General features: G+C 53.3%; 16 protein-coding genes. 13 read left to right on the top strand and 3 right to left on the bottom strand.

Translation table 11 applies throughout. The features are described from left to right. The first annotated feature begins 163 nt into the window (after window positions 1-163). From aldA to JYB63_RS09100, 3 genes are read left to right on the top strand one after another with little or no spacing between them, the layout of a single operon-like run. Window positions 164-1,588, top strand: coding sequence for an aldehyde dehydrogenase (gene aldA, locus JYB63_RS09090; RefSeq protein WP_205657544.1), 1,425 nt, complete (start codon window positions 164-166; stop codon window positions 1,586-1,588). An 11-nt stretch (window positions 1,589-1,599) separates the two neighbouring features. Next, window positions 1,600-2,832 carry a mandelate racemase/muconate lactonizing enzyme family protein gene (locus tag JYB63_RS09095; RefSeq protein ID WP_205657545.1) on the top strand — a complete coding sequence of 411 codons (1,233 nt, stop codon included), beginning with the start codon at window positions 1,600-1,602 and terminating at the stop codon, window positions 2,830-2,832. 2 nt (window positions 2,833-2,834) lie between these two features. After that, the gene (locus JYB63_RS09100) at window positions 2,835-4,448 is read left to right on the top strand and encodes a GMC family oxidoreductase (protein WP_205657546.1); all 1,614 of its coding nucleotides are present in this window, start codon (window positions 2,835-2,837) and stop codon (window positions 4,446-4,448) included. A 25-nt stretch (window positions 4,449-4,473) separates the two neighbouring features. Here JYB63_RS09100 and JYB63_RS09105 read toward each other — a convergent pair whose 3' ends face one another. Then, the gene (locus JYB63_RS09105; protein ID WP_205657547.1) at window positions 4,474-6,276 is read right to left on the bottom strand and encodes a hypothetical protein; all 1,803 of its coding nucleotides are present in this window, start codon (window positions 6,274-6,276) and stop codon (window positions 4,474-4,476) included. Window positions 6,277-6,506: 230 nt separating this feature from the next. On the opposite strand from JYB63_RS09105, the gene JYB63_RS09110 reads away from it, so the two are divergent. The 6 genes from JYB63_RS09110 to JYB63_RS09135 all read left to right on the top strand — a co-directional run bounded on the left by JYB63_RS09110 (window position 6,507) and on the right by JYB63_RS09135 (window position 15,231). Next, on the top strand, window positions 6,507-7,250 hold the full coding sequence (locus tag JYB63_RS09110; protein WP_205657548.1) for a YkgJ family cysteine cluster protein: 744 nt from the start codon (window positions 6,507-6,509) through the stop codon (window positions 7,248-7,250). A gap of 256 nt (window positions 7,251-7,506) precedes the next feature. Further along, window positions 7,507-8,142, top strand: coding sequence for a TetR/AcrR family transcriptional regulator (locus tag JYB63_RS09115; RefSeq protein WP_205657549.1), 636 nt, complete (start codon window positions 7,507-7,509; stop codon window positions 8,140-8,142). Then, complete coding sequence (locus JYB63_RS09120) at window positions 8,139-9,524, top strand: efflux RND transporter periplasmic adaptor subunit (RefSeq protein WP_205657550.1); 1,386 nt, start codon at window positions 8,139-8,141, stop codon at window positions 9,522-9,524. Before JYB63_RS09115 ends, JYB63_RS09120 begins: the two co-directional genes overlap by 4 nt. A gap of 1 nt (window position 9,525) precedes the next feature. Next, window positions 9,526-12,627, top strand: coding sequence for an efflux RND transporter permease subunit (locus JYB63_RS09125; RefSeq protein WP_205657551.1), 3,102 nt, complete (start codon window positions 9,526-9,528; stop codon window positions 12,625-12,627). A 30-nt stretch (window positions 12,628-12,657) separates the two neighbouring features. Continuing rightward, window positions 12,658-14,406 carry an ABC transporter transmembrane domain-containing protein gene (locus tag JYB63_RS09130; RefSeq protein ID WP_272873553.1) on the top strand — a complete coding sequence of 583 codons (1,749 nt, stop codon included), beginning with the start codon at window positions 12,658-12,660 and terminating at the stop codon, window positions 14,404-14,406. Window positions 14,407-14,571: 165 nt separating this feature from the next. Further along, window positions 14,572-15,231 carry a hypothetical protein gene (locus JYB63_RS09135; RefSeq protein WP_205657552.1) on the top strand — a complete coding sequence of 220 codons (660 nt, stop codon included), beginning with the start codon at window positions 14,572-14,574 and terminating at the stop codon, window positions 15,229-15,231. Between the two features lie 123 nt (window positions 15,232-15,354). Here the strand turns inward: JYB63_RS09135 and JYB63_RS09140 are convergent, their stop codons facing one another. Together JYB63_RS09140 and JYB63_RS09145 are read right to left on the bottom strand one after the other, a co-directional pair. Continuing rightward, window positions 15,355-15,906, bottom strand: coding sequence for an isochorismatase family protein (locus JYB63_RS09140; RefSeq protein WP_205657553.1), 552 nt, complete (start codon window positions 15,904-15,906; stop codon window positions 15,355-15,357). A 64-nt stretch (window positions 15,907-15,970) separates the two neighbouring features. Continuing rightward, window positions 15,971-16,822: a HalD/BesD family halogenase gene (locus JYB63_RS09145; protein ID WP_205657554.1), complete on the bottom strand. Its 852-nt coding sequence runs from the start codon at window positions 16,820-16,822 to the stop codon at window positions 15,971-15,973. A 267-nt stretch (window positions 16,823-17,089) separates the two neighbouring features. Between JYB63_RS09145 and JYB63_RS09150 the strand changes: the two genes are divergently transcribed. The 4 genes from JYB63_RS09150 (at window position 17,090) to JYB63_RS09165 (ending at window position 23,718) form a co-directional block, all read left to right on the top strand. Beyond that, complete coding sequence (locus JYB63_RS09150) at window positions 17,090-17,971, top strand: LysR family transcriptional regulator (RefSeq protein WP_205657555.1); 882 nt, start codon at window positions 17,090-17,092, stop codon at window positions 17,969-17,971. A 126-nt stretch (window positions 17,972-18,097) separates the two neighbouring features. Further along, on the top strand, window positions 18,098-19,351 hold the full coding sequence (locus JYB63_RS09155; protein WP_205657556.1) for a hypothetical protein: 1,254 nt from the start codon (window positions 18,098-18,100) through the stop codon (window positions 19,349-19,351). Window positions 19,352-19,737: 386 nt separating this feature from the next. Further along, window positions 19,738-21,714, top strand: coding sequence for an LTA synthase family protein (locus JYB63_RS09160; protein WP_243431883.1), 1,977 nt, complete (start codon window positions 19,738-19,740; stop codon window positions 21,712-21,714). A gap of 771 nt (window positions 21,715-22,485) precedes the next feature. Next, a complete protein-coding gene (locus JYB63_RS09165) occupies window positions 22,486-23,718 on the top strand; it encodes a GGDEF domain-containing protein (protein ID WP_205657557.1) in 1,233 nt (410 codons plus the stop codon). Window positions 23,719-24,503: the final 785 nt, after the last annotated feature.

Genomic DNA, 24,503 nt, shown 5'->3' on the forward strand with positions numbered 1-24,503 from the left:
ATACGGAGGCTTGAGAGAAACAATTTGTATGAGTTTATATTGTTGATATTAAAGAATATTTTATATATGAAATTAAAATTCATGATATGGAAACTTGCTTGACGCTGTTCAGAAAGCTTCCTAGCATGCCGGTGAAGTCATTTTTGAAAACAGGTTTGACGGTATGCGGGTTGAAGAGAATTTTGTAGCAAATGTTTTTACGGCATCGGCCAATACCGCCATGCTGGCGGTATATAACCCGGCAACCGATGAGCTGATTGCTCAGGTGCCGTCGGCCACTGCTGCCGAGGCAATCGAAGCTGTGGAAATTGCCGCCCGTGCTCAGCGGAGCTGGCGTCAGCTGACCAGCACCGAACGGGGGGCTTGCCTGCATAAACTGGCGGATGCTCTGCTGGCGCACAAAGGGCAGATTGGCGAAGCGCTGGCACTGGAGTCCGGTAAAAGCCTGGAAGATGCCACCAATGAAGCGGTGTATGCCGCAGACATTACCCGTTATCACGCGGAATGGGCACGGCGAATTGAAGGGGAGATCATCCCCAGTGATACACCCTCTGAAAATCTCTTGCTGCAGCGTGAGCCTATTGGCGTCATCAGTTGCCTGATCCCGTTTAACTATCCGGTGTATACCCTGCTGCGGAAAATCGCGCCGGCGCTGATTACCGGCAATACTGTGGTTGTACGCCCGAGTAATAACACCCCCTGTTCAGCCTTTGAGATTGCCAGAGCGGTTCAGGCCGCCGGCCTGCCGGACGGCGTGGTGAACATCCTGACCATGGATCATGGGGTCTCCGAGATCGTCTGTACTCATCCGAAGGTGGGTATGATCACCCTGACCGGCAGTGTTGGGGCCGGCCGTAAAGTGCTGGAATACTCCCAGGTGAATATTGCCAAGTCTTCGCTGGAACTGGGAGGCAAGACGCCGGCGATTGTTGAAGCGGATGCGGATCTGGAGAAAGCCGCCCGTGAAATCGTCGGTTCTAAAACCACTAACTGTGGACAACTATGCACGGCAGTGGAGCGGGTTTATGTTCATGAAGATATCTATGATGCGTTCGTTGCGTTGCTGAAACAGCACATGAGTGAACGGCAGTTCGGCGACCGTAATGCAGAGCCTGGCCATATGGGGCCGCTGATCAATGCTAACGCCCGGCTGAATATTCACCAGATGGTGGAACGGGCAATTGATGACGGTGCCGTGCTGGAAACCGGCGGTTATATCCCTGAGGGCGCCGGTAACTTCTATCCGCCGACCTTACTGACGCAATGCCGGCAGGATATGGAAATCGTGCAGGAAGAAATATTCGGGCCGGTGCTGCCAGTACTGAAATTCGCCGATTCTGAAGAAGCGTTGCAGCTGGCCAATGATCATCAGTTTGGACTGGCATCGGTGATTTATACCGAAAACTACCGTACCGCGATGCGCGTCGCCAATAATATTGAGGCCGGCGAGATCTACATTAACCGGACCCCGGCAGACCCGTATCAGGGCTACCATGCGGGCTGGAAACGTTCCGGTTTGGGGGGCGATGACGGTAAGCACGGTATGCTGGAATTTACCCAGACCCGCCTGGTTGTACTCAATTACTGAGGAGTTCTGTGATGCACGTAACTGCCTGCGAAACCCATATTGTTGCCACCCCGCCACCCCATGTCGGTGGCATGTACTGGATCTTTGTCAGTCTCAGAACCGACTGCGGCATTGAAGGGGTCGGTGAAGTATATGCTGCATCCTTCCACCCGACAGTGATGGAAAAAGCCATTGAAGATGTCTTTGAGCGTTATCTTAAAGGTCATGACCCGCACCATGTGGAACGCTTCTTCCGGGAGTGTTATTCCAGCGGTTTTACCCAGCGGCCGGACCTGACCATGATGGGGGTGGTCAGCGGTCTGGAAATGGCCTGCTGGGACATCATCGGTAAAGCGGCCGGTAAGCCGGTATATGAGCTGATTGGGGGTAAGGTAAATCATAAGTTGCGCAGCTACACCTATCTGTATCCGGAAAATTCAAAGGGCGAGTACGACTACGATAATGTCGAGCTGGCGGTTGAGTGCGCGTTACAGAATAAAGAACGGGGTTTTACCGCACTGAAATTTGATCCGGCGGGCCCTTATACAGCGTATTCCGGGCACCAGTTGTCCCAGAATGATCTGGAAAAGTCTGCCACCTTCTGTGAGAAAATCCGTGAAGCGGTGGGCAATAGCTGTGACCTGTTGTTTGGCACCCATGGCCAGATGACGCCGGCGGCAGCCATTCGGCTGGCAAAGCGCCTGGAGCCCTTTGACCCGTTGTGGTTTGAAGAACCGGTGCCGCCGGGACAGGCGGAAGCCATGGCACAGGTGGCTCAGGCTACCAGCATACCGGTGGCCACCGGCGAACGGCTAACCACCAAGTTTGAGTTCCACGACGTACTGAAAAACCGGGCAGCAGCCATTCTGCAAATGAACCTGGGCCGGGTCGGCGGCATTCTGGAAGGTAAAAAAGTTGCGGCGCTGGCTGAAGCCTATTACTGCCAGATCGCCCCGCATCTGTATAACGGCCCGGTGGGAGCCGCCGCCAGCATTCAGTTGGCAACGGCGACACCTAACTTCCTGATTCAGGAAAGTATCGGCACCTGGGACGGTTTCCATGCCGAAGTACTGCAAGCGAAAATCGACTGGCAGGATGGTTATATTATTCCCTCTGATAAACCGGGTTTAGGTGTCGAGCTGAACATGGAAACTGTTAAGGCCTGCTCCCCTTATACGGAGCCGACCTTGCATCTTTCCATGGATGCCCGGCCTTATGATTACAAACGTCAGTCATCCACTCACTGGAAGAAAACCGGGCTGTAAGTATGCAGTACGATTTTATTATTGTCGGGGCCGGCTCTGCCGGCTGTATTCTGGCGGACCGGCTGAGTGAGTCGGGACGGTATTCAGTGCTGTTGTTAGAGGCTGGCGGAAAAGACAGCCTGCCGTGGATTAAATTGCCGGTGGGCTTTGCCAAAACCTACTACAACCCGGATTACAACTACATGTATTACAGCCAGCCGGAAGCGGCGATGAATGGCCGTAATATGTATGTGCCCCGGGGGAAGGTGCAGGGCGGTTCAGGCTCGATCAATGCCATGATCTATGTGCGCGGTCAGCGGGCGGATTTCGATGACTGGGCGGCGGCCGGAAACCCGGGCTGGTCCTATGATGACGTGCTGCCGTACTTTAAAAAGCTGGAGCGTCATCCGGCGGGGAATACTGAGTACCGTTCTGCGGAAGGGAAAATGGGTATTCTGCCGATGAAGCAGGATGCTCACCCTCTGTGTGATTATTATCTGCAGGGCGCGGAGCAACTTGGCTGGCCACTTACCGATGATTTTAACGGCGCTGACTTCGAAGGGGCCGGGGTGTATGAAGCGAATATCAGTAAGGGACAGCGGGATTCAAGTAATACGGCGTATCTTAAGCCTGCTCTGCAACGTTCTAACCTGACGTTGCTGCGTGATGTCCGGGTGGAAAAGGTAAGTTTTGCTGCAGGGAAACACGCGGAATCCGTGGTTTTTGTGCAGAACGGAACTGAGAAAACGGCAGCCGCAAAACGGGAAATTATTCTTGCCTGCGGGGCAATAGATTCACCTAAACTGTTGCAGCTTTCCGGTATTGGTGATCGGGAATCGCTGGCGGAATTTAACATTTCCGAAGTGCAGCATTTACCGGCAGTGGGGCAGAATCTGCAGGATCATCTGTGCCTCAGTTACTATTTCAAAGCGAAGGTGAAAACGCTGAATGATGACTTTGGCTCGCTGCTGGGGCAGGCGAAAGCCGGGTTACAGTATGCGCTGAACCGACGGGGGCCGTTGTCCATGAGTGTTAATCAGGCCGGGGGCTTTTTTAAGGGGGATCCGGCAGAAGCGCTGCCGAATATTCAGCTGTATTTTAATCCCATGTCCTATCAGATTCCGCCTGACCCGAAAGCGCAGCTTAAGCCGGAGCCGTACTCCGGTTTTCTGGTGGCGTTTAATCCCTGCCGGCCAACCAGTAAGGGCAGTGTCAGTCTGGCGTCTGCTGATCCTGCTGTGCCGGCGGCCATTACCTTTAACTATCTGTCGACAGAGAAGGATCTGGCGGAAGTGCAGCAGGGGCATAAGCTGGTGCGGACGCTGATACAGGCGCCGGCTTTGCAGGCTATCACTGAAGCTGAGGTGATGCCGGCGGAACAGGCGGATGATGCAGACTCACTGCTGACCTATTACCGGGAAAATGCCGGCTCTATTTACCATGTCTGCGGTACCTGCCGGATGGGGCCGGCCCCTGCTGACAGTGTGGTGGATGCCCGGCTGCGGGTTCACGGCATCAGCGGCTTGCGGGTGGTGGATGCGTCGGTTTTCCCCAATATCACTTCCGGCAATACCAATGCGCCGGCAATGATGGTGGCGGAGAAGGGTGCGACCATGATTCTGGAAGATCAGGTCTGATGACCTGATCTTCCACCCGGCTGTTTTACCGGGCTATCTTCTGCAGGTATTCAAGCTGTTCTTCTTCCGGGCGCGGTTCACTGAAGAAGCTCAGGGTTTCCACCAGTTCGGTGCGGGCCTGAAGGGCGCCGGTTTCCCCGGCCTGAACACTGTCGGCACTGCTGCTCAGATTTTCCAGCAGCTGAGTGCCAACCGCTTCACTGCTGGTCAGCAGGACACCGACCAGCGCATCAACCTGATCGCCGGCAAACTCGGCAACCTGCCAGAAGGTTTCTTTCTGCTCGCCGGGCTGCTGTGCTTCGGCCTGTAACAGCGCGGCCGGATTATCCGTTTCAGCCAGTGTATTGGTACGGGTCAGGAAGCGGGAAAACTGCTGATTCTGTTCCTCTGACTCCTGCAGGGCCAGTGGCACCTCCGCAGTGTTCAGCTGGTTAATGTCCTGCACCAACTGGTCGCGCTGTTCTGCGTTCAACTCAGAGAAGGTGGTGTTCAGTGCAGTACTGCGGCTGATGTCATCTTTGTTAAGCCAGGCATCGGTGACCATCAGGCGGATCATGTTTTTCTGATCCCGTTTACTTTCGTAATCGTCTTTGACTTCATAGCGGGAGGTCGGGTCACCGGTGTCATCACCCATCCGGCTCAGGGCGATGCCTTCCCGGGTGGAGTGGTTATCCCGCAGCTGATCAAGGGCTTCGATGATTTCAGGGTTATCTTCCAGTTCCAGTGTGTCTGCTTCATCGCCGACCAGGGTTTCAAGGCCTGTTTTGGTGATCTCAAGATAACTGCGCTGGTGGGTCGATTCCATGTAACTGAGCTTATCGGTCATGGCGGATAACTGCTCATCGCTGAACTGGTATTCAGATATGAAGCTCATGGTGGTATCCAGCATGTCTTTGACGACCCAGAGCATTTCGTTATCGTAATCGATATTGGCCCGGTCAGGTTCTTCATATCCAACCGGTTTATTGAAACCGTATTCGAATCCCGGCCGGGCCTTCTCGGCTAATCCCCCCAGATAATTCAGGAAGGAATCCGTGGCCTGTTCAGAACGGTCTGTCAGGCCTTCAACAACATCCTGACCTAGCTGATTATCGGCGGCGTAAATCAGTAACAGGGTATCCTGCTGGGATTCGGTGAAGGGCTGCAGGGAATTCAGCATGGCGTCCGGGTCATCGCTTTTGTGAACCGCGCTGACAAAGTTATACAGGTTGTTCGCTGAAGGCGAAGGTTGCGCAAACGGCAGCGTGCCGTTGGCATTGTAGGTAGATTCCGTTGGCCGGCTGATAACCTGTTCCGCATAACCCGCAGCCCGTTCCAGTACCCGTAACTGTGTGTCTGATGACATGGCCGTCAGATCCGCAACAAACTCTTTGGCCAGCCGGGCTGTCGCCAGCCCGTAGTTAGGGGCCATATGCACCGTCGCCGGGGTCTGCATTTTATGAATGCTGCTGGCCAGCTGCCCGAGGGCATTGTCATCCAGGGATTCTGCCAGCGACAGGAAGTTATCATCGAGAATCATCTCGGTGTTAATCAGCGACTGGCGCTGTTCTTTGCTGACCCGGTTGAGGACATTCTCGATACGTTCATTACGCTCATCGCCCAGTACAAAGTAGGTTTTAACCGTGGCTGAGGGATCGGTAACGGTGAATTTTTCACCCCGGGGGGCGTCAATCGGACCATCACTTTTAATCAGCGAGTCCTGGCTGGCCTGTTGTGCGCTTTTCAGCTGCTGCGCTGTTTGAGCGTCCGGCTGCTTTGCCTCCGTGGTTCGGGGGCCGGTCAGGCTGTTTGGCGGTGGTGTGGTCAGCGTTGCAGAATAGAGTTTCATGATGTCATCCTTGCCTGTCCTCAGAAATCATCCCTATACGTGTGGATACAGAGCGGCGCAGCCTCCTTTGAAATGTTGATAAGGCTTATATCGGCTGTTCAGAAGGTTCTTATATGTACAGCCGAAAAAAAACTGACAGGTACAGATTTGCGCGGAATCCGGTTGGCGGGAAGAAGGCCCCGGCGGGTATAATCAGCGCTGAATCCGCAATAGCAGCCTGGTGAGGGGTTATGTCTCAAACGGATAAGTTCTTTGATCACAGTGAAGTTGAATTTGCGGCCGAAGCCATGCGCAAGGCCGGCGTCATTTATGATGATCTTTTTAATAAGCTTTGCCGGCAGATTTATGAAGATGTAAAAGACGCTGCCACACCGGCTGATACCCTCAGAATATGCAACAACAGCATTGTTCATGCGGAACATATATTCGTTGCCAATTTTCCGGATAACTACCAGACCGCCTGTCAGCAGGGCTGTAGTCACTGCTGTCATTTTCCGGTGCAGGCTGCACCTCAGGACATTGTTCAGTTAGCGCTGCACCTTAAGCTCAGCCTTAGTGATGCCGAACTTGCCGACCTGAATACCCGACTGCAGCAGGATATTCAGCAGAGGGGCGGCGCCTTTATGCGGGCCCCCTGCCCGTTACTGACGGCGGAGCAGAGTTGCAGCGTATATGAGCACCGGCCACTGGTGTGCCGTATGTTCAGCTCCCAGAATGCTTTTAGTTGTGAGCAGTCCCTGACGGATGGACGGCAGATTTCCCAGCGCCCGCTGACCCACCGCATTTTTCAGGCAGCGGTTACTGCGTTACTGATCGCTGCGGAGCAGCAGGGTATGTACAAAGAACAGGGGCTGCTGATTCCGGGGCTGCTGGAATTACTGACCGAGACTGACGCAGAACCGTCTGACTTCTGCCGTTCCTGGAAGCCGGTCTATCTTGAAGCACTGAATACCTTGCAGGTCGCCGGGGCCTGATTCTCTCATCCCGGCCTGATCCCTTCAGCGCCCGGTGGCTTATCTCTTCAGCGCCTGACGCTACATGCCATCTTTGCAAATTTTTACAGCCACTTAACGCAAGTTAACACTTACCTGAGGGATACTCCTGCGCGCAGCTCTGCGGGGAGAGGGCGTGTTGTGAATAAGTTTCGGACTTGTTCGCCGGTTCCCTAAGGTTTATCATTTAATTTATCAATTGATCAATTAAATGATAATTAAAAGGCAGTACACCGTTATGACCCAGCCAGCAAAGCCAAAGAGAGGCCGTCCGACCGATCCTGCCCTGCAGGAAAAGCGCCGTGAGGATCTGCTTGATGCTGCATTTGAACTGCTTCGGCACAAGAGTTACCGGAGCATTACCATCCGGGAGCTGGCCAGCCAGGCGAATACCCAGTCAGCGATGATCAAGTATTACTTCAATGATAAGCAGGGAGTGTTTCTGGCGTTGCTGGAACGGGTCAGTAAACAGCAGCAGGAAGACTTTGCGGCTGTTAAGGCGTCGGATGAACCGCTGAAGATGTTTATCAGCCGGTCGGTGAAGTTCTTCGCCAAAAATCAGCCGATAACCCGGCTGATCGCCGATGAAGTGATTGCCGGAGACAGTGAGCTGAAAAAGGTTTTTATCGCTACCCTGCCGAAGCGCACCGCTGAAATGCTGCCTGAGCTGATCGCTGCAGAGCAGAAAGCCGGCCGGATAAAGGGCGATATGAATCCTAAATGGCTGGGCTTTTCGCTGATCAATATGATCATCACTCCGTTTGTTGCTGTGCCTGTGCGTGAGCAGGTCTGGCAGATCAGCCATGACGAGATTGCCAGCGATGCCTGGGCAGAACATGTATACCGTATTTTTACAGAGGGGGCTGTGCAATGAGCCAGACCGATAAGAAATCCTGGCTGGGCCGGTTTTGGGCGTTGCCGCTGGTGGTGGCGCTGGGAGTTGTCATCGCACTGGTGATCATCAAATCCCAGCCACAGATGCAGCATCAGGTCAGTGCCGAAAAAGGCGTGCCGGTAACCACGCTGCAGGTGGCGGAATATGAAGTCCGCCCGACGGTGACCGGTTACGGAGAGGTTGAGCCGGATATTCTGCTGGATGTACGGGCGGAAGTGGCCGGTAAAGTGGTGTATGTGCATCCGCAGCTGAAACAGGGTGTGTTGCTGCCGGCCGGAACACTGGTGGTGCAGATTGATGACAGTGACTATGTGCTGGCGCTGAAAAAAGCCCAGGCCACTCTGGCCCAGAACCGGGCGAATCTGGCGGAGCAGGAGATCACCCGTCAGGATGCGGAACTGGATCTGAAACTGGCGAAAGACAAGCTGAATCTGGCCTCAAAAGAGCTGGTACGTTTTGAACAGTTACTTAAGAAGCGTTCTGTGGCCCAGTCGCAGGTAGACAGCCAGCGTAATGCTGTGCTGCAGGCCCGGCAGGAAGTGCAGAGTTTACAGAACAGTCTGGATGCCCTGCCGTATAACACCGAAGTTTTGCAGGCACAGCTGGAAATCGCCGAAGCAGAAGTGGCGGCTCAGGAACTGAATCTGGAACGTACCCGGATCAGCTTGCCATTCGACGCCCGGATCGCCAGCCAGTCCGTGGAGACTGATCAGTATGTGGGGTTGAATACATCACTATTCTCGGCGCAAACCATTGATAAAGTGCTGGTGAATGCGCAGTTCGCCCTGCCGCAAATGCGCCTGTTATCCAAAGGCTTTGATCTGCCGGCTGAGCAGGCGGATATCTTTCTTGAAGAAGGTACCGATACTGAGACACTGATGTCCCGTCTGGGACTGGAAGCACGTGTCAGCCTGGTGGGCAATGACGCCCGGGTCAGCTGGGAGGCGAAGGTGGAGCGGATCAGTAATAACCTTGATCCGGCGTCCCGTACGGTGGGGGTGATCGTCAGTGTTGACCGGCCTTATGAGCAGGTTGAACCGGGGCTGAAACCCCCTCTGATTGATGGCATGTATATGCAGGTTGAGTTGCAGGGCCGGGCCCAGCCGTTCCTGGTGGTGCCGCGAAATGCCCTGCATGAAGGGGAGCTGTATCTGGCGGGTGAGGGTGAGAAACTGCTGCGCCAGCCGGTGGAAGGTTTTGCGCAGCAGCAAATGCTGTTACTGGACCCGCAACAGATAACGCTGACATCAGACCGGGTTATTACCTCTGACCTGTTTCCGGCGGTAAAGGGTATGTTGCTGGAGCCGCAGGCTGATTCTGCTGCACAGCAGGCACTGGCTGACTGGCTGGAGGCACACTGAGATGATTCGTTTTTTTGCGGCTCATCCGACGGCCGCCAACCTGCTGATGGGGCTGTTTATGCTGGCGGGGATTCTGGCCCTGCCGGATATCAAACGGGAAACCTTTCCGGAAGTTAAGAAGTATGAAGTGCAGGTCTCGGTGGCGTATCCGGGCGCTGCTGCAACTGACGTTGAGCTGGGCATCTGTAAACCGCTGGAAGATGCTATGGACGGCATCAGCTTCATGGAAGAAAAGCGCTGCGAGGCCCGTGATTCCAACGCCATCATGACCCTGAAAATGCTCGAAGCCGGTAACTTCAGTGAGTTTCTGGAGGATGTAAACTCCGCCGTGGACGGTGTGGATAACTTCCCCCAGGACAGCGAAACCCCGGTCGTGGCCGAAACCGGCCGGACTCAGGATGTAGTGACTGTTGCCCTGACCGCAGACCTGCCAAGGCGGGATCTGAAAACCCTGGCGGAACAGCTTAAACAGCGGATGTTGCAAACTCCGGGTATCCCGCTGGTGGAAATTCAGGGCTTTGGTAAACGGGAATTTCAGATACAGGTAGCCCAGCATAACCTGCGGCAGTATGGTCTGAGCCTGCAGGATATTGCCGATAAAATCAGCGGCCAGAATGTGGATATGCCCGCTGGTGAACTCAGCGGCCGGGAACAGGAATACCAGATCCGTTTCAGTGACGAAAAGCGCACCACGGATGAGCTGGCGGAACTGGTGATTATCAGTGGTGATCAGCGTAATGAACTGCGTCTGGGGGATATCGCTACTATTCGTAGCGATTTCGATACGGATGCCAATAAGGTGACCTATAACGGCCAGCCAGCGGCATTCCTGAAAGTCAGCAAGAATACTATTGATGACAGCCTGGATGTGCTGGCTACTGTGGAAGGTTTTATAACTGAAGAGCAGCAGCGGCTGCCCGGTGCTGTGACCCTGGTACTGACCCAGGATTCCACCAGTATTATTGAAGACCGGATCAGCATGCTGGCGAAGAATGCCTGGCAGGGCCTGTTGCTGGTCTTTGCGGTAATGTGGCTGTTCTTTGGCACCCGCTATGCGTTCTGGGTGGTGATGGGGTTGCCGGTTTCCTTTCTGGCCAGTGCTTTTGTGCTGGGCATGATGGGCATGAGCATCAATATGCTGTCGATGGTGGCGCTGTTGCTGGCGCTGGGGATTTTGATGGACGATGCCATTGTGATCTCTGAGAGTATCGGCCAGCAATTACGGCATGGTAAAAAACCTTTGCAGGCGGCCATTGACGGTACCTCGCTGGTGGCCAAAGGGGTGTTTTCTTCCTTCCTGACGACCCTGTGTATTTTCAGTGGGTTGCTGAGCCTGACCGGTGATATCGGGCAGATTCTGGTGGTCATTCCGGTGGTGCTGATTTCAGTGATCTCGGTGTCGCTGATTGAGGCCTTTTTTATCTTGCCGAGCCATCTTTATCACTCTCTTGAGCATGCGGGTAAGCAAAAATCGTCGGCCCTGCGAACCCGGGTGGATGAGGTTTTTGACCGGCTCAGGTTAAAGATTGATGCCGGTGTTAATGCCCTGATCCGTATCCGCTATGCGTTTGTGGGCGGGGTCATCGCCTTACTGATTGTGTCGGTCAGCCTGATGGCATCCGGGGTGGTGAAGTTCTCTGCGTTTCCTACCATTGAAGGGGATATTCTGCAGGCCAAAATTCTGATGCCGACCGGCACGCCTATCGAGAAAACTGAGCAGGTGGTGGCGCAGCTTAAGCAACAATTGGAGGACGTTGCCGGCCCGTTAAGTGGTACTCAGGGCGAGCCTGTGGTGAATGCCGTGACGGTGAATTACGGCACTAATTCGGATGCCTTTGAATCCGGGCCGCACCTGGCAACCATCAGTGTAGATCTGCTGACGGCTGAGCAGCGTCACTTTTCTATTAACACCCTGAAACAACAGTGGCTGGCGCTGGCTGAAGACATTCAGGGCCCCTGGAGTATTGCCATTAAAGAGCCGGGTCTGGGGCCTGCCGGACGGGCCATTGAAATCCGTTTGCAGGGGGCCGATCTGGAACAGTTATCAGTGGCTTCCCATGAGTTACAGGGCTGGCTGGCCGGTTATCCCGGGGTGAATAATCTGCTGGATGATCTGCGTCCGGGTAAACCGGAATTTACCCTGCATCTGAAGGAAGGAGCTTACAGCCTGGGGATGACGGCCCAGAGCATTGCAGTGCAGTTGCGGGCAGCGTTTCAGGGCAGCAAGGTGATTGAATCCAGTATCGGGCTGGAAAACTATGAAGTGGTTGTTGAGCTGGATGAGGCCTCCAGGGATGAGTTAGCGGATTTTGATAACTTCCCGATTATTAATCCGGCGAACGGTGCAGTGATTCCCTTAGGCAATGTGGCGGAAATCGTTCCTACGAGAAGTTTCTCCCGGATTCACCGTGTGGATAACCTCAGAACCGTGACGGTGCTGGGGGATATTGACGCTAATCTGAATAACACCAATGCGGTGCTTGGCGATCTGAAGAAGAACTTTCTGCCGGGGTTTGCGGAGCGTTACCCGGATGTGAAGCTGGTCTTTAAAGGTGAAGTGGCCGAAGGGGGAGAAACCCAGGGCTCGATGGGTAAATCCATGCTGATGGGGCTGGCGGGGATATTTATTTTGCTGAGCTTCCAGTTCCGCTCCTATATGGAGCCGGTCATTGTGATGATTAATATTCCACTGGCGCTGATCGGGGTGATCTGGGGGCACTGGCTGCTGGGGCTGGATATCACCATGCCTTCGATGCTGGGGTTTGTATCGCTGGCGGGGATCGTGGTGAATGATTCAATTCTGCTGGTGGAGTTTGTGAAGCGGCGCATTGCCGAAGGCATGAGCGTGCATGCCGCTGCCGCAAGGGCCAGCCATGACCGTTTCAGGGCAGTATTACTGACCTCCCTGACCACCATTGCCGGGATGACACCGCTGTTATTTGAAACTAGTTTGCAGGCGCAGATTCTGATTCCGTTAACGGTCAGCATTGTGTTCGGCATAGCCAGCTCGACCTTGCTGGTGCTGTTTGTGGTGCCGTGCTGTTACAGCATTCTGGAAGATTTCGGACTGGCGAATTCCCGCCAGCACGTTTCCGCTGAGTAGGCGATTTACGATGAATACAGGATTGAGACATTGAGTAAAATCCGCAAGCTTTCAACACTGTTCCAACTGGTGCAGTTCATGTTGCCATACCGGCGGCAGTGGCTGGGGGCGATGGTGGCCCTGCTGTTCACCGCCGGGGTGACGCTGGCGATCGGCCAGGGAGTAAAGCTGGTCATTGATAATGGTTTTATTGCCGGCTCCGTGGCACAGCTGAATCAGGCCATTATCGTACTGATCGTCATGGCGCTGTTGATGGCCGGCGGCACCTTTGTGCGTTTTTATCTGGTTTCCTGGCTGGGTGAGCGGATCACCGCAGATATCCGCCAGGCGGTGTTCGATAACCTGATGCGTTTGCATACCAGCTATTTTGAAATAAACCGCAGCGGCGAAATTATGTCGCGGCTCACCACGGATACCACTCTGTTACAGTCAATCATTGGTAGTTCTTTTTCGATGGCCCTGCGCAGCATTGTGACCACGATAGGGGCGCTGGTGATGCTGTTCGTAACCAATGTGAAACTGAGTCTGATCATTGTGGCCGGTGTCCCTCTGGTGTTGTTACCGGTCCTGCTGTTTGGCCGCCGGGTGCGTGCTCTGGCCCGCAAAAGCCAGGACAGCATTGCCGATGTCGGCACCTATGCCGGTGAAGCCATTCAGCAGATTAAAACCGTGCAGAGTTACACCCAGGAAGCCCAGGAAAGCCGGGCCTTCGCCCGGGAAGTGGATACCGCCTTTACGGTTGCCCGTAAGCGGATCAGCCAGCGAGCCTTGCTGATGGCGGTGGTGATTGTGCTGGTCTTCAGTGCGCTGTCCGGGATGCTCTGGATTGGCGGTTACGACGTGATTACCGGGGTTATGAGCGGTGGTGATCTGGGGGCATTTGTATTTTATGCACTGATCGTTGCCATGGGGGCCGGCACCCTGTCCGAAGTATACGGCGAGCTGCAGCGGGCAGTGGGGGCGACTGAACGGCTGATGGAATTGCTGCATGCCGAGAGTGAAATCACTCCGCCGGCCGAGCCGGAAGATGCTACACAGCTGGATGCCAGCCTGAGCCTGAAAGATGTCACGTTCAGGTATCCGTCCCGCCCGGAACAGGCAGCGCTTGAGGATTTCAGCCTGCATATCCCGGAAGGTAAGATCACCGCGCTGGTGGGGCCTTCCGGGGCGGGTAAGTCCACCGTATTTGAGTTATTGCTGCGGTTCTATGATCCCCAGCAGGGGGCTGTCTGTCTGGCGGATACTGACCTGCGGCAGCTGCACCCACAGCAGTTACGCCAGCAAACCGCGCTGGTGGCCCAGCAGCCTTCGTTATTTACGGCAAACGTACTGGATAACATCCGTTACGGGCGGCCAGACGCCACAGATGCGGAAGTGGAGGCGGCCGCAAAAGCAGCCTATGCGGATGAGTTTATCCGCCGTTTGCCGGATGGTTATCTCAGTGATCTGGGAGAGCAGGGGGTGCGGTTATCTGGCGGGCAGAAGCAGCGGATTGCCATTGCCCGGGCCATTCTGAATGATCCGCGCATTCTGTTGCTGGATGAGGCCACCAGTGCGCTGGATACCGAAAGCGAACATGCTATTAAGCTGGGGCTGGATAACCTGATGGAAGGGCGTACCACGGTGATTATTGCCCACCGTTTATCCACTATTCTGCACGCAGATCAGATTGTGGTGATGGATCAGGGGAGGGTGGTTGCGAAAGGCACACACGAGACCTTACTGGAGACCTCAGAGCTGTATAAACGGCTGGCCGCTCTGCAGTTCCGGGAGGCCTGATATTGCCGCCGGTTTGCCGGTTTTCAGTGGCTTATGTCATTGTAACGGGTGACTTTTTCGCAGCAGAGTGCCGCTAACCGCCGTCTGGCGGGAAAACTGTGTAAGAGGATTTTTCTGGCATCAATTTTGTATAGCATCAGGCAGTAATCAATAAGGACATACACTATGCAGGTTTTGACAAGTTCTCCTCAGGTAACCAGCCAGCCGGCACAGACCGATACCACTGCCAGCTCAGCCGCTCAGACAACCGCGACTGACACAACCGGCAACACGGCGACACCGGCAACCGCTGCCAGTGAAGAGAAACAGGTTTTCAGCTCCCGGGGGGAAAAGTTTGCCCAGCTGAATAAAGAATTCGACATTACCGGTTCGGATTTTAAGATTACTAACGGATTTCTTAACCGCCTGTCTGAGTTGGGCCTTATCACCGAGAGTGAAGCCTCTAAACTGGCGGGCGGACTGAATTCCGTGACCGGTTCTACGGATTCGGTAGGCGAGCTGAAAGGTGCTATTGATGCTATCTCTGAGCGGGTGAAGGATGAAGACGGTGTTTCAAACCTGCTGAAGCTGCTGGAAAACTCCAAAGAGATTCTGGATAACCTGGACGGTTCTAAAAGCAAAACCTTTCCGGTTGACCCGGCCACGGCTGCCGCTGAGCTGGAGAGCTTTCTGAAGAGTGATGATGCTGACATTCTGACTGAGAAAGAGAAAGAATCTCTTAAGGATGTACAGACCGCACTCACCATTGCGGACAAGCTCAGCCCGGAGCAGCGTACTTCGGCGGAAGTCAGCAAGTATATGTCTATCCTGAAGCAGTCTGGCTGATTCGGAATGATGAGATTCGGGGCGTCCTGAGCCCTGAAATGTGATATCCGGCTCAGTTTTTTACTGCGCCGGATAAGCAGCGGGGAGACATGCGCCATGCTCCCCGGTTACAGCCGGGTCTGTTCAGACCTTTGCCAGTATTTCCTCTGTGGTCAGTACATCTGCGAACTCACCCTGAAGGGTTGAGAGGCTGACAGAGTGAATGGTTTCCGCACTGTGGGTAATGCCGTCCGGACCGGTCGCTTCGTAAGCCCATACACCATCAGCGGTGTACAGGGTGTCAAAACCAAGGTTGCTCGCTGAGCGTGCGGCGGATTCTGCACAGTGGTTGGCGGTGGCACCACAGATAACCACCCGTTCGATGTTCTGAGCGCGCAGCATTTGCTCCAGGTCGGTGCCGACAAAGGCGCTGCTGCCGAACTTAATGACTACCGGCTCATCACCCTGAGGGGCAGCAAACGGCTGTACCGCGGCACCCGGTGCTTCTGAGAAGAACGGGTCTTCCGGATCGGTGCCATGGTGGTGAACGTGAACAATTACATCGCCTTTTTCCCGGAAAGCGGTCAGCAGCCGGGTAATGTTGTCGGCGGCGGCAGGGTTCGAGCGCTTGGCACCGTTATTGTCGTCTTCGAGAAGTGCCATTTGCACATCGATCACAAGTAGAGCTGTATTCATGTCGGGTCCCTTTTTAGGATCTCTTTGTTTTTAAAACTGTTTTCAAGCTGTTTAGCCAGGGCTGTTAGCCCTGACGGGATTCAATAATTTTCTGTGCCCGCGGGCCGTATATCCGTATGTTGATGTCGTCGTCAATGACCACGCCGGGTTCTTCTGCGTAGGTCAGAATAGCACTGATACGGGGTTTTGAACCTTCGATCTCTGTTACACCGTGCAGGGAGTAGCCGCCGCGGAACAGAGTCAGTGTACCGGCTCCTCTGCTGAGGGTGTTGGCCTTGGAAGTATCGCCGCTGAGTAGCCGGGCGACGGCTTCATGATCTTCGTCGTCATCGGTACGGGAGTTGGCCAGGAAAGTAAACTCGCCGCCCTGTTCCGCCGGTTGCAGCAGCAGGGTGACCGTGCATTCTGTGGTGTCATAATGCCAGGCATGCCAGCTACCCGGTTCCAGTGCCACGATATTCAGGGCCTGAAATTCGTCTTCACAGCGGTATAGAGTGGGTTTCTTCTGCACCTGGCGGATAAAGTCGGTGAGGATATCGGACTTGTATAGCTGCTTGATCAGGGTGTCTTCTGCCAGCTGATCATCGGCCAGCTGCAGCGCCCGGTGGGTGTATTCTTTACTGGCGGGGTTATCGTCTGCCAGGTCTGCATTGGCAGCACCCTGATAAATATTACGTTTGATCACCAGCTCTTCTGCTTCCGGCAAAAGGTTATTCGCTTCTGCTGCCAGGGCTGCCAGCCGTTCAGGCTTGATGAAGTCAGCAAAGCTGCACCAGCCGACCTGTTCCATCTGTTGCTGGCAGGCGGCCAGAAATTCTGCACCGGCCCCCTGGGTCAGGTCTTCGATAGGGTAGCGTTCCAGATCTACCAGGCTGAGAATGAAGTCGTCACTGTGAATAAGGGGCTGGGCCGTCATACAGCATCTCCTGCTTATGATTATTTTTATAGGTCAGCCTGCGCCTGGCAGGCTGGCCGGATCAGGGCTTCACTGGCGATGAGTGATACAGTTAGTATGTGAAGAGCGGTAAAAATTGAACAACGAAAAAAACATGGCCAATGGGCATAAATTTTTTATGGCGGATAGCAGTGATGAGCTTTGCTGTGACGGGCTTGGCTGTGACGGGCTTGGCTGTGACGGGCTTTGCTGAAACAGGCTGAACTGAGTCAAAAGGATGGGGTGCGAATGAACCGGAATATTAATCTGAACTGGCTGCGAACCTTTGAGGCGACGGCCCGTTATCTGAGCTTTACAGCGGCCAGTAAAGAGCTGGGTCTGACCCAGACGGCGGTGAGCATCCAGATAAAATCGCTGGAGACCAAGTTGGGGCAGAAGTTGTTTATCCGGGGGCCTAAAAGTCTTGGTCTGACCGATATTGGCAAAGCCTATTTGCCGGCGGTACGTGAATCGCTGCGTAATCTTTCGGTTTCAACAGACGGCCTGTTCAGTACGGAGCAGGGCAAAACCCTGGTGGTGCGGGCGTCAGTGGCGCTGATTGTCTGGCTGGCCCCGAAGCTGGGCAGTTTTAAGCAGCAGCACCCGGATGTCAGTATCAAGTTCATTACCTCTATCTGGCCGGACGGGCTGGATGCTGAGGATGTGGATATCGACATTGTACTGGCGGCGAGTGAGCCGGCGGGGCATCTGTCTCAGGTGCTGTCTGAGGAACGGTTGGTGCCGGTGTGTGGTACTCAGCTGGCCGGACAGATTAACGGACCGGCTGACCTGCTGAACTGCCCGTCGGTGCATATTCTGGGCTATGAGGATCACTGGGATCATTATCTGAGTCCTTTTCAGCTGCATCAGGATAGCCGTCAGGCACATTTCCAGGTGGATACTTTCGTGGCCGCCGCTGAGCTGGTGGCGAATAACCTGGGCTGCGCTGTGGTACTGGAACGCTTTGCCCGGGGGGCGATCGACAGTGGCCGGCCACTGAGCATTGTCGGTGATCCGGTGGCAATTACCCAGCGGCATTATCTTGCCGTTCCCGCCAGCGCCGGCGAGGGCAAATTACACAGCCGGGCATTCAGGCAATGGCTGGCGGATATCTTTCAGGCCACAGAATAAGCGTGCTGCAGGGGCCCGGCGGGAACAGGGGACAGTATATGTGTTGTTCTGAACACTGATGGAATGGATTTTGCTGCTTTCTATTATTTGAATCAGCCAATCATCGTTCAGTCAGGGAGTCAGACAATGAATACACACAGTGCCATTGTGCAGACGGCGTCGCAGAATCCGTATCAGCTACCACCGGCCAGAAAGGTTGTTAACAGCAACAACATGTCCAGCTTTCAGGCGTTGTCTGAAGTGGATGAGCTTAAGGCCAGTGGCTTAATCGGCCAGGAAAGTATGACCATGGGCAGCTTCCGGCAAAATGCTGAAGGTGAAATCTACGGCGTTACGGAAGTCATGTTCTGGAGCGAAAAAGATCATAGCCAGTGGCAGGCATACCGGGCAGAAGGCACGGCGGCTGGTGATCAGGCTGCAGATTATCAGCAGCAGATGGTCACTGAGCGCCAGCAGCTGGCGAGCCAGTATCTGGGCAGTTTTCTGAATTTGCAAAAACAGTTCCGTCAGGTGGAGTTCCCTGAAGGCAGTCCGGCAATCAGCGCGGAGCAGGTGCTGGATAATATCAAAGAAGGTAAGCCGGCCGCTCAGATGCCGGATGGCAGCCTGCATCCGGACAGCGCTTTAATCGATGATTTTGTCACGGCGCATCAGCCTCAGATTAATACCATGAAGGAGAGCTATCAGGCGCTGGAAAGCTTTCCTGAAGACGTCGAGGGCTGGCTCAGCAGCCGTGATATTCAGCCTGCCGACGATGTAAATCTGGTGATTGATAAACTGAAAAACGCCTACGCGGCAGGCCCTGTTGAGCGGGGCAGTGAATACCGGCCGGTAACGGTTGGCTTTGGGGATACCGGCAACGGTACCGTTGAGCAGCTTGAGCGTGAAGACGTGAACCAGTACAAACCTGAGCTGGGTGAAAGTGTCCGATTGATGATGGACGATTCTGCCCGCAGCTGGGAAGACCTGGACGGGCTGGATCAGATTGCTGCCCGGGAAATGTTCAGTGACCAGCGATCTTCTCTCTATCAGCAGATGCAAACCCTTATGAACGGGATGTTCAGTGAGTTTTCCGGGCGCTTTTCTCTGAGTTCCGGTGCCGGAGGGTTCAGCCTGCAGGACATGGTGGATAACCATCTTGCCGGCCGGCCTCTGGGGACTCTGGATAACGGCACGTTGCACCCTGAGGCTGAACAGGTCGAACAGTACTGGCAGGATAACCGGCTGGTGCTGGAGCAATACAGTGCCCGCCAGCAACAGCTGAATGAGCTGCCGGAAACCGCTGCTGAATACTTGCAGCAGAATCCGCTTCTGGTGCGCAATTATCTGCTGGATCACTATGAACGGCTGTTAGCGCCGGCGGGCAGCAAAAGTGGCTGAAATATAGCCTGACCGGCGCTTTTCCCGCTGAAACAGCGCTGTAACCATTCATGCTCACCTTGCCCACAGAGTTATCCTCAGCTTCTGTGGGCAAGTGTGATTACCCTTTACTGTGGCTGTGCCCGGTACGTCTGTATTTTTCTGATATTCCTTTCTCAGTTTGCCGTTTTGTCTTTTGTTTATCCCTGATTTGAACCGCAGATTGCGGTTCACAAAATTTCCACACCCCTGTGACTAAGATCGGCGCCGGTGGGTAAACCGGCCCTCTGTATCCGTTCCGGTTGCACACTTTTCTCAGATTCCGGCGGGATCCGGAAACGCTGTACCAGGCTCTGCTTACATCGTTCAGCAGTCATATTCCGTATGTAAAGGGTGTAGTCATTCCAATGAAAAATCTTAAAAACACGCTGGGGCCTGTGTACCCGGTGGTGATGGCGGGTTTTGCCTTGATTTTGCTGATGACCGTTTTCCGTCTGGGGCTGGCACTGTGGCAGTCTGACCGGGTGAGCGCCACTGATGGCTGGCTGGCGGTATTCGCCAGCGGCTTACGGGTTGATATTGCATCAGTCTGTATTCTGTTTCTGATACCGGCAATGTTACTCAGCCTGTTCAGCGGTGAGCATTTGGTTGGCCGGGTTTTAAATTACCTGCTAAGGATCTGGATAACCGTTGCGTTGTGGTTTGTTGTCTACATGGAGTCGGCGACGCCGGCGTTTATTCTGGAATATGATTTGCGGCCAAACCGGCTGTTCATTGAGTATCTGATTTACCCTAAAGAAGTGTTCAGCATGCTCTGGACCGGCTACAAGTTTGAGCTGGCGCTGAGTCTGGTGGTCAGTGTGATTACCCTTGTGCTGGGCTGGCGGTTCAGTGGATATCTGGTAACAGGGCTGCGTTATCCCAAATGGTACTGGCGGCCGCTGGTTCTGGTCGCTGTGGTGCTGATCGGCGCGCTTGGTGCTCGATCATCGTTGGGTCACCGGCCTCTGAATCCTGCCATGGTATCGTTTTCCAGTGACCCACTGATGAATGATCTGGTGCTGAATTCCGGATACTCGGTGTTGTTTGCGGCGAAACAGATGAGCAGCGAAGCCAGTGCGTTCAGCTATTACCCGGACATGCCGGAAGAGGACATCATCGCAGAAATAAAAGCCTCAATGGTTGTGGATAAGGATGCCTTTATTCCCGGTTCCCGGCCAACGCTGGCGAATCACTATGCCAGCTATCAGGGTAAGCCGAAAAACATTGTGATTCTGTTGCTGGAGAGTCATGGCGCGCGGTATGTGAAAAGTCTGGGTGGGATAGATGCATCCCCAAATCTGGATAAGCTGATGCAGGAGGGCTGGGGTTTCACCCGGATGTATGCCTCAGGTACCCGTTCGGTAAGGGGGATTGAAGCCATTACCACCGGTTTTACGCCTACCCCGGCCAGAGCTGTGGTTAAGTTAGGGGCCAGCCAGACGAACTTCTTTACGATTGCAGATGTACTGAAGTCCAACGGTTACCACACACAGTTTGTTTACGGCGGTGAAAGCCATTTCGATAATATGAAGAGCTTTTTCCTGGGGAATGGCTTTACCGATATGCATGACTTCCCCCGTTTTGAAAGTCCAGAGTTTGTGGGTTCCTGGGGGGCGTCAGATGAGGATTTATACAAAGAAGCTCATCAGCAGTTCAGCCAGTTATCGAAGCAGGAACAGCCGTTCTTCAGTCTGGTGTTCAGCTCTTCCAACCATACGCCGTTCGAATATCCAGAAGGCAAAATTACGCCTTACAATCAGCCTGCTGCTACGGTTGAAAATGCGGTTAAGTATGCGGATTACGCGCTAGGGCAGTTTGTTGAACGGGCAAAACAGTCGGACTATTGGGAGTCGACCATTTTCATTGCGGTCGCGGATCATGACTCCAGAGCCTCGGGCAGTTTATCGGTGCCAGTGGGGCATTTTAAGATCCCTGCCATTATCTTTGGTGGCGGCATTGAAGCCCGTCAGGACAGCCGGCTGGCATCTCAGATTGATTTACCTCCAACCCTGTTATCACTGGCGGGTATCAGCAGCCAGAACCCGATGATCGGTAATGACTTAACCAAAGATGTTCCTGTTGATAAACAGCGGGCGCTGATGCAGCGCGGGAAGAACTTTGGCTGGATGAAGGCCGATAACGGTGTGGTTGTTATCCAGCCGGGACAGGGGATTTCCACTTATGCCTATGATCCTCAGGCAGATAGCCTGACTCCCACGCCGCTCAGCGAAGCAGACATCAAGCGGGCCCACGCCAATGCCATGTGGGGCAGCCTGGCGTTTAAGAAGGGATATTACCAGGCGCTGCCGGATTATCAGCCTACGAGGCCTGAGCCGGAGTAAGCTGAGTTTATGTGGGATATTCGGGTATAAAAAATCCCAGTGTTCTTTGTGAAAAGAAATACTGGGATTCTTTAAGAATGTGTTGGTGTCTGCAGGCCAGACTCTCAGGTAAGCCGAATTGCAGACACAGTACTTTTTAGTCATTACAAACCTGAAACCGGTTATATATTCTTGCAGAGTGCAGCAAAGCACTCCCGTCATGGCTGGACATTCGGTTTTTCAGCGCATTTAAGTATCATCTACTCTTATCTCAGTTTGGCCAGAGGGCGGCGAGACTCCAAAGTTACGTATTGGGGAGCGACCGGGTAGGTGCTCTTTGCATCGGGCTGTCTTGTAAGATTTCGGTGATTTATCTTTTTTAGAAGCATATCTTCAATACACTTTATTGGCGGGGGCAGCCAAGCCTTTGCATCAGTCGTCATCTGATTTTTATATCTGTCGGCCAGACTCAGGGACTCCGAAACATTCATCGGTATAACGCTTACTTTTATCATCCGTCGGGCAATCCGAATAGGTAAGTCGAGCAGGCTTAACAGAGTCAGAAAAAATTGATGTGAGACAGGGAAAGCGCTTTGTCTGACCGCTAGAATCCAACACGCGTAGCGCATCTTAGTCGCAATAAAAAGCAAACAAGCGTTTTAAATCAATTGGTTAAGAAGGTGGTTTTTAGCCTTTCCAGTTTGAAATTATTTCGAAACGATAGCCGCTACTCCTTAAATTTCTAATAAAAATAAGAGCACTCTGATAAGAGTAAAAAAGGAATTATTTGTTATGCCCGGACAAATCGACACCCAAAGCAAAGAATACGAGCGACGAAAAAAGAGTCAGCGGCCTGCAAAGCAAAGTGTGTATTTATCCATCATAAATCACGCTAAAGCTGATGCTATTTCAAGCTGGTTTCATTCTGCAGATTTTACTCAGACCCGCTACAGTTATGTCGCTGTTCGTCTTAAGCTGATGTGTTTGTTTTTTGCCATCATGGTGCCGGTATTTGCGCTGTTTGATTTCCTGACGCTGCCATCTGAACAGGCGCAGTTTTTACTTAAAACTCGCATCGCTCTGTCAGTCTCACTGTTTTTTCTTGGTTATGTTCTCTACCGTCAGACCTCTGTCGTTGTTACCCGAATAGTCATCACGCTGACATTTCTGGTACCGACGGTTTTCTATCTTTGCAGTATGCAAAGTTTCAGTGTTATTCCCGATGGCGGTATCCCCCTGTTTTTCAGCATGATGCCCTATCTGATAATGGCAATGTTGGGACTTTTTCCTCTGACTATCAGCGGAGGCCTGTTTCTGGCCGGCGTGATTTCCATCCCTGTCGCGCTGTTTGAGGTGAGCAGGTTTAATGGCGATTACTATGCTCTGTTTAATACGCTCTGGTTGTTATCTCTGTTTGCCGGTATCAGTTTGTGGCTTCAGACCGGGCAATTGCTGATGCTTATGAAGCTGTATCGGGAATCAACGGTAGATCCCTTAACTGAGTTAATTAACCGCAGAGTGCTGCTACGTCAGGCCAGCCAGGAGCAAAAAAAATCGGCTGAGGATTCACAGCCATTTTCTGTGATGATGTTTGATCTGGACCGCTTTAAACGTATTAATGATTATCACGGCCATGCAACGGGTGATCAGGTACTGGTGACCGTCGCCCGGATTATGAAACATGAATTGCGTAGCACAGATATCATAGCCCGCTTTGGTGGCGAAGAGTTTGTGGCTGTTTTACCCGGGGTGTCGCTCGGGGAAGCCACTCAGATTGCCCATCGCGTCGCACATTCTATTCGTAACACGTCGATTCCGCTTAGTGATGGCGAGAACCTTTACGTCACTTCGAGCATTGGTGTAACTCAGTATAAGACAGGTGAAAATATCGAACAGACCCTGAAGCGCGTAGATGATCTGCTCTACCAGGCTAAAGCTTCTGGTCGTGATAAGGTGGTTGATGATCTGAGCATGACAAATGAAAGTGGGCAGTTGATACCCGATAAAGTCGCTGAAGTTGCCTGAGAAGGCTGTTCAGTATCTGTAGGTGATGACTGTTACAGAGCGAATAACAGAATCCGGAAAGGGGCTGACAGCCCCTTTTCAGTTTGCAGGCCATTCTTACTTTGGAGTAAGAGCAGTTGGGTTTGCTGTGGTCAGATATTGACCGTTAAACCTATAGCCACGGCTGTTCAGCCCGGACTTGATTCATACGCATTTTGCGAACAGGTTTATCCACAGAATTTGGGGGCGATTCATACTCAGCCTTTTGGAGGACTGTGTGCGAAATGATGACCGGGCTTAGATAGAGTAAATAGGCTTTGTACATCACCGCTGCTGGAGAAAGGCAAACTTGCACTGATGAATAAAGGATCAGGCTGCATTACCGGTAGCTGGGTTTCTGTCCGCCAGGTACGAAAAAGCCCCGCTAAGGAGCGAGGCTTAAAATAAATGGGTGCCCGGAGGGGCGGGTTTTCAAAATCACTCGAATAAGCCGAATCACGACGCGTGATTTTCAGGCATAAAAAATCCCAGCACGAAGCTAGGATTCTTTAAGAATTTGTTGGTGCCCGGAGGCCTGGTCTCGAATAAGCCGAATCACGACGCGTGATTTTCAGGCATAAAAAATCCCAGCACGAAACTAGGATTCTTTAAGAATTTGTTGGTGCCGGAGGCCGTATCTCGAATAAGCCGAATCACGACGCGTGATTTTCAGGCATAAAAAATCCCAGCACGAAGCTAGGATTCTTTAAGAATTTGTTGGTGCCCGGAGGCCTGGTCTCGAATAAGCCGAATCACGACGCGTGATT

This window comes from Aliamphritea spongicola (genome assembly GCF_017051665.1).
GTDB classification, from domain to species: Bacteria; Pseudomonadota; Gammaproteobacteria; order Pseudomonadales; family Balneatricaceae; genus Amphritea; species Amphritea spongicola.

Bases quoted from the DNA above. Each gene is read 5' to 3' on its own strand.
- JYB63_RS09105 (WP_205657547.1), bottom strand. From the start codon at position 6,276: ATGAAACTCTATTCTGCAACGCTGACCACACCACCGCCAAACAGCCTG.
- JYB63_RS09115 (WP_205657549.1), top strand. From the start codon at position 7,507: ATGACCCAGCCAGCAAAGCCAAAGAGAGGCCGTCCGACCGATCCTGCC.
- JYB63_RS09095 (WP_205657545.1), top strand. From the start codon at position 1,600: ATGCACGTAACTGCCTGCGAAACCCATATTGTTGCCACCCCGCCACCC.
- JYB63_RS09155 (WP_205657556.1), top strand. From the start codon at position 18,098: ATGAATACACACAGTGCCATTGTGCAGACGGCGTCGCAGAATCCGTAT.
- JYB63_RS09135 (WP_205657552.1), top strand. From the start codon at position 14,572: ATGCAGGTTTTGACAAGTTCTCCTCAGGTAACCAGCCAGCCGGCACAG.
- JYB63_RS09165 (WP_205657557.1), top strand. From the start codon at position 22,486: ATGCCCGGACAAATCGACACCCAAAGCAAAGAATACGAGCGACGAAAA.
- JYB63_RS09145 (WP_205657554.1), bottom strand. From the start codon at position 16,822: ATGACGGCCCAGCCCCTTATTCACAGTGACGACTTCATTCTCAGCCTG.
- aldA (WP_205657544.1), top strand. From the start codon at position 164: ATGCGGGTTGAAGAGAATTTTGTAGCAAATGTTTTTACGGCATCGGCC.
- JYB63_RS09110 (WP_205657548.1), top strand. From the start codon at position 6,507: ATGTCTCAAACGGATAAGTTCTTTGATCACAGTGAAGTTGAATTTGCG.
- JYB63_RS09150 (WP_205657555.1), top strand. From the start codon at position 17,090: ATGAACCGGAATATTAATCTGAACTGGCTGCGAACCTTTGAGGCGACG.
- JYB63_RS09160 (WP_243431883.1), top strand. From the start codon at position 19,738: ATGAAAAATCTTAAAAACACGCTGGGGCCTGTGTACCCGGTGGTGATG.
- JYB63_RS09120 (WP_205657550.1), top strand. From the start codon at position 8,139: ATGAGCCAGACCGATAAGAAATCCTGGCTGGGCCGGTTTTGGGCGTTG.
- JYB63_RS09125 (WP_205657551.1), top strand. From the start codon at position 9,526: ATGATTCGTTTTTTTGCGGCTCATCCGACGGCCGCCAACCTGCTGATG.
- JYB63_RS09100 (WP_205657546.1), top strand. From the start codon at position 2,835: ATGCAGTACGATTTTATTATTGTCGGGGCCGGCTCTGCCGGCTGTATT.
- JYB63_RS09140 (WP_205657553.1), bottom strand. From the start codon at position 15,906: ATGAATACAGCTCTACTTGTGATCGATGTGCAAATGGCACTTCTCGAA.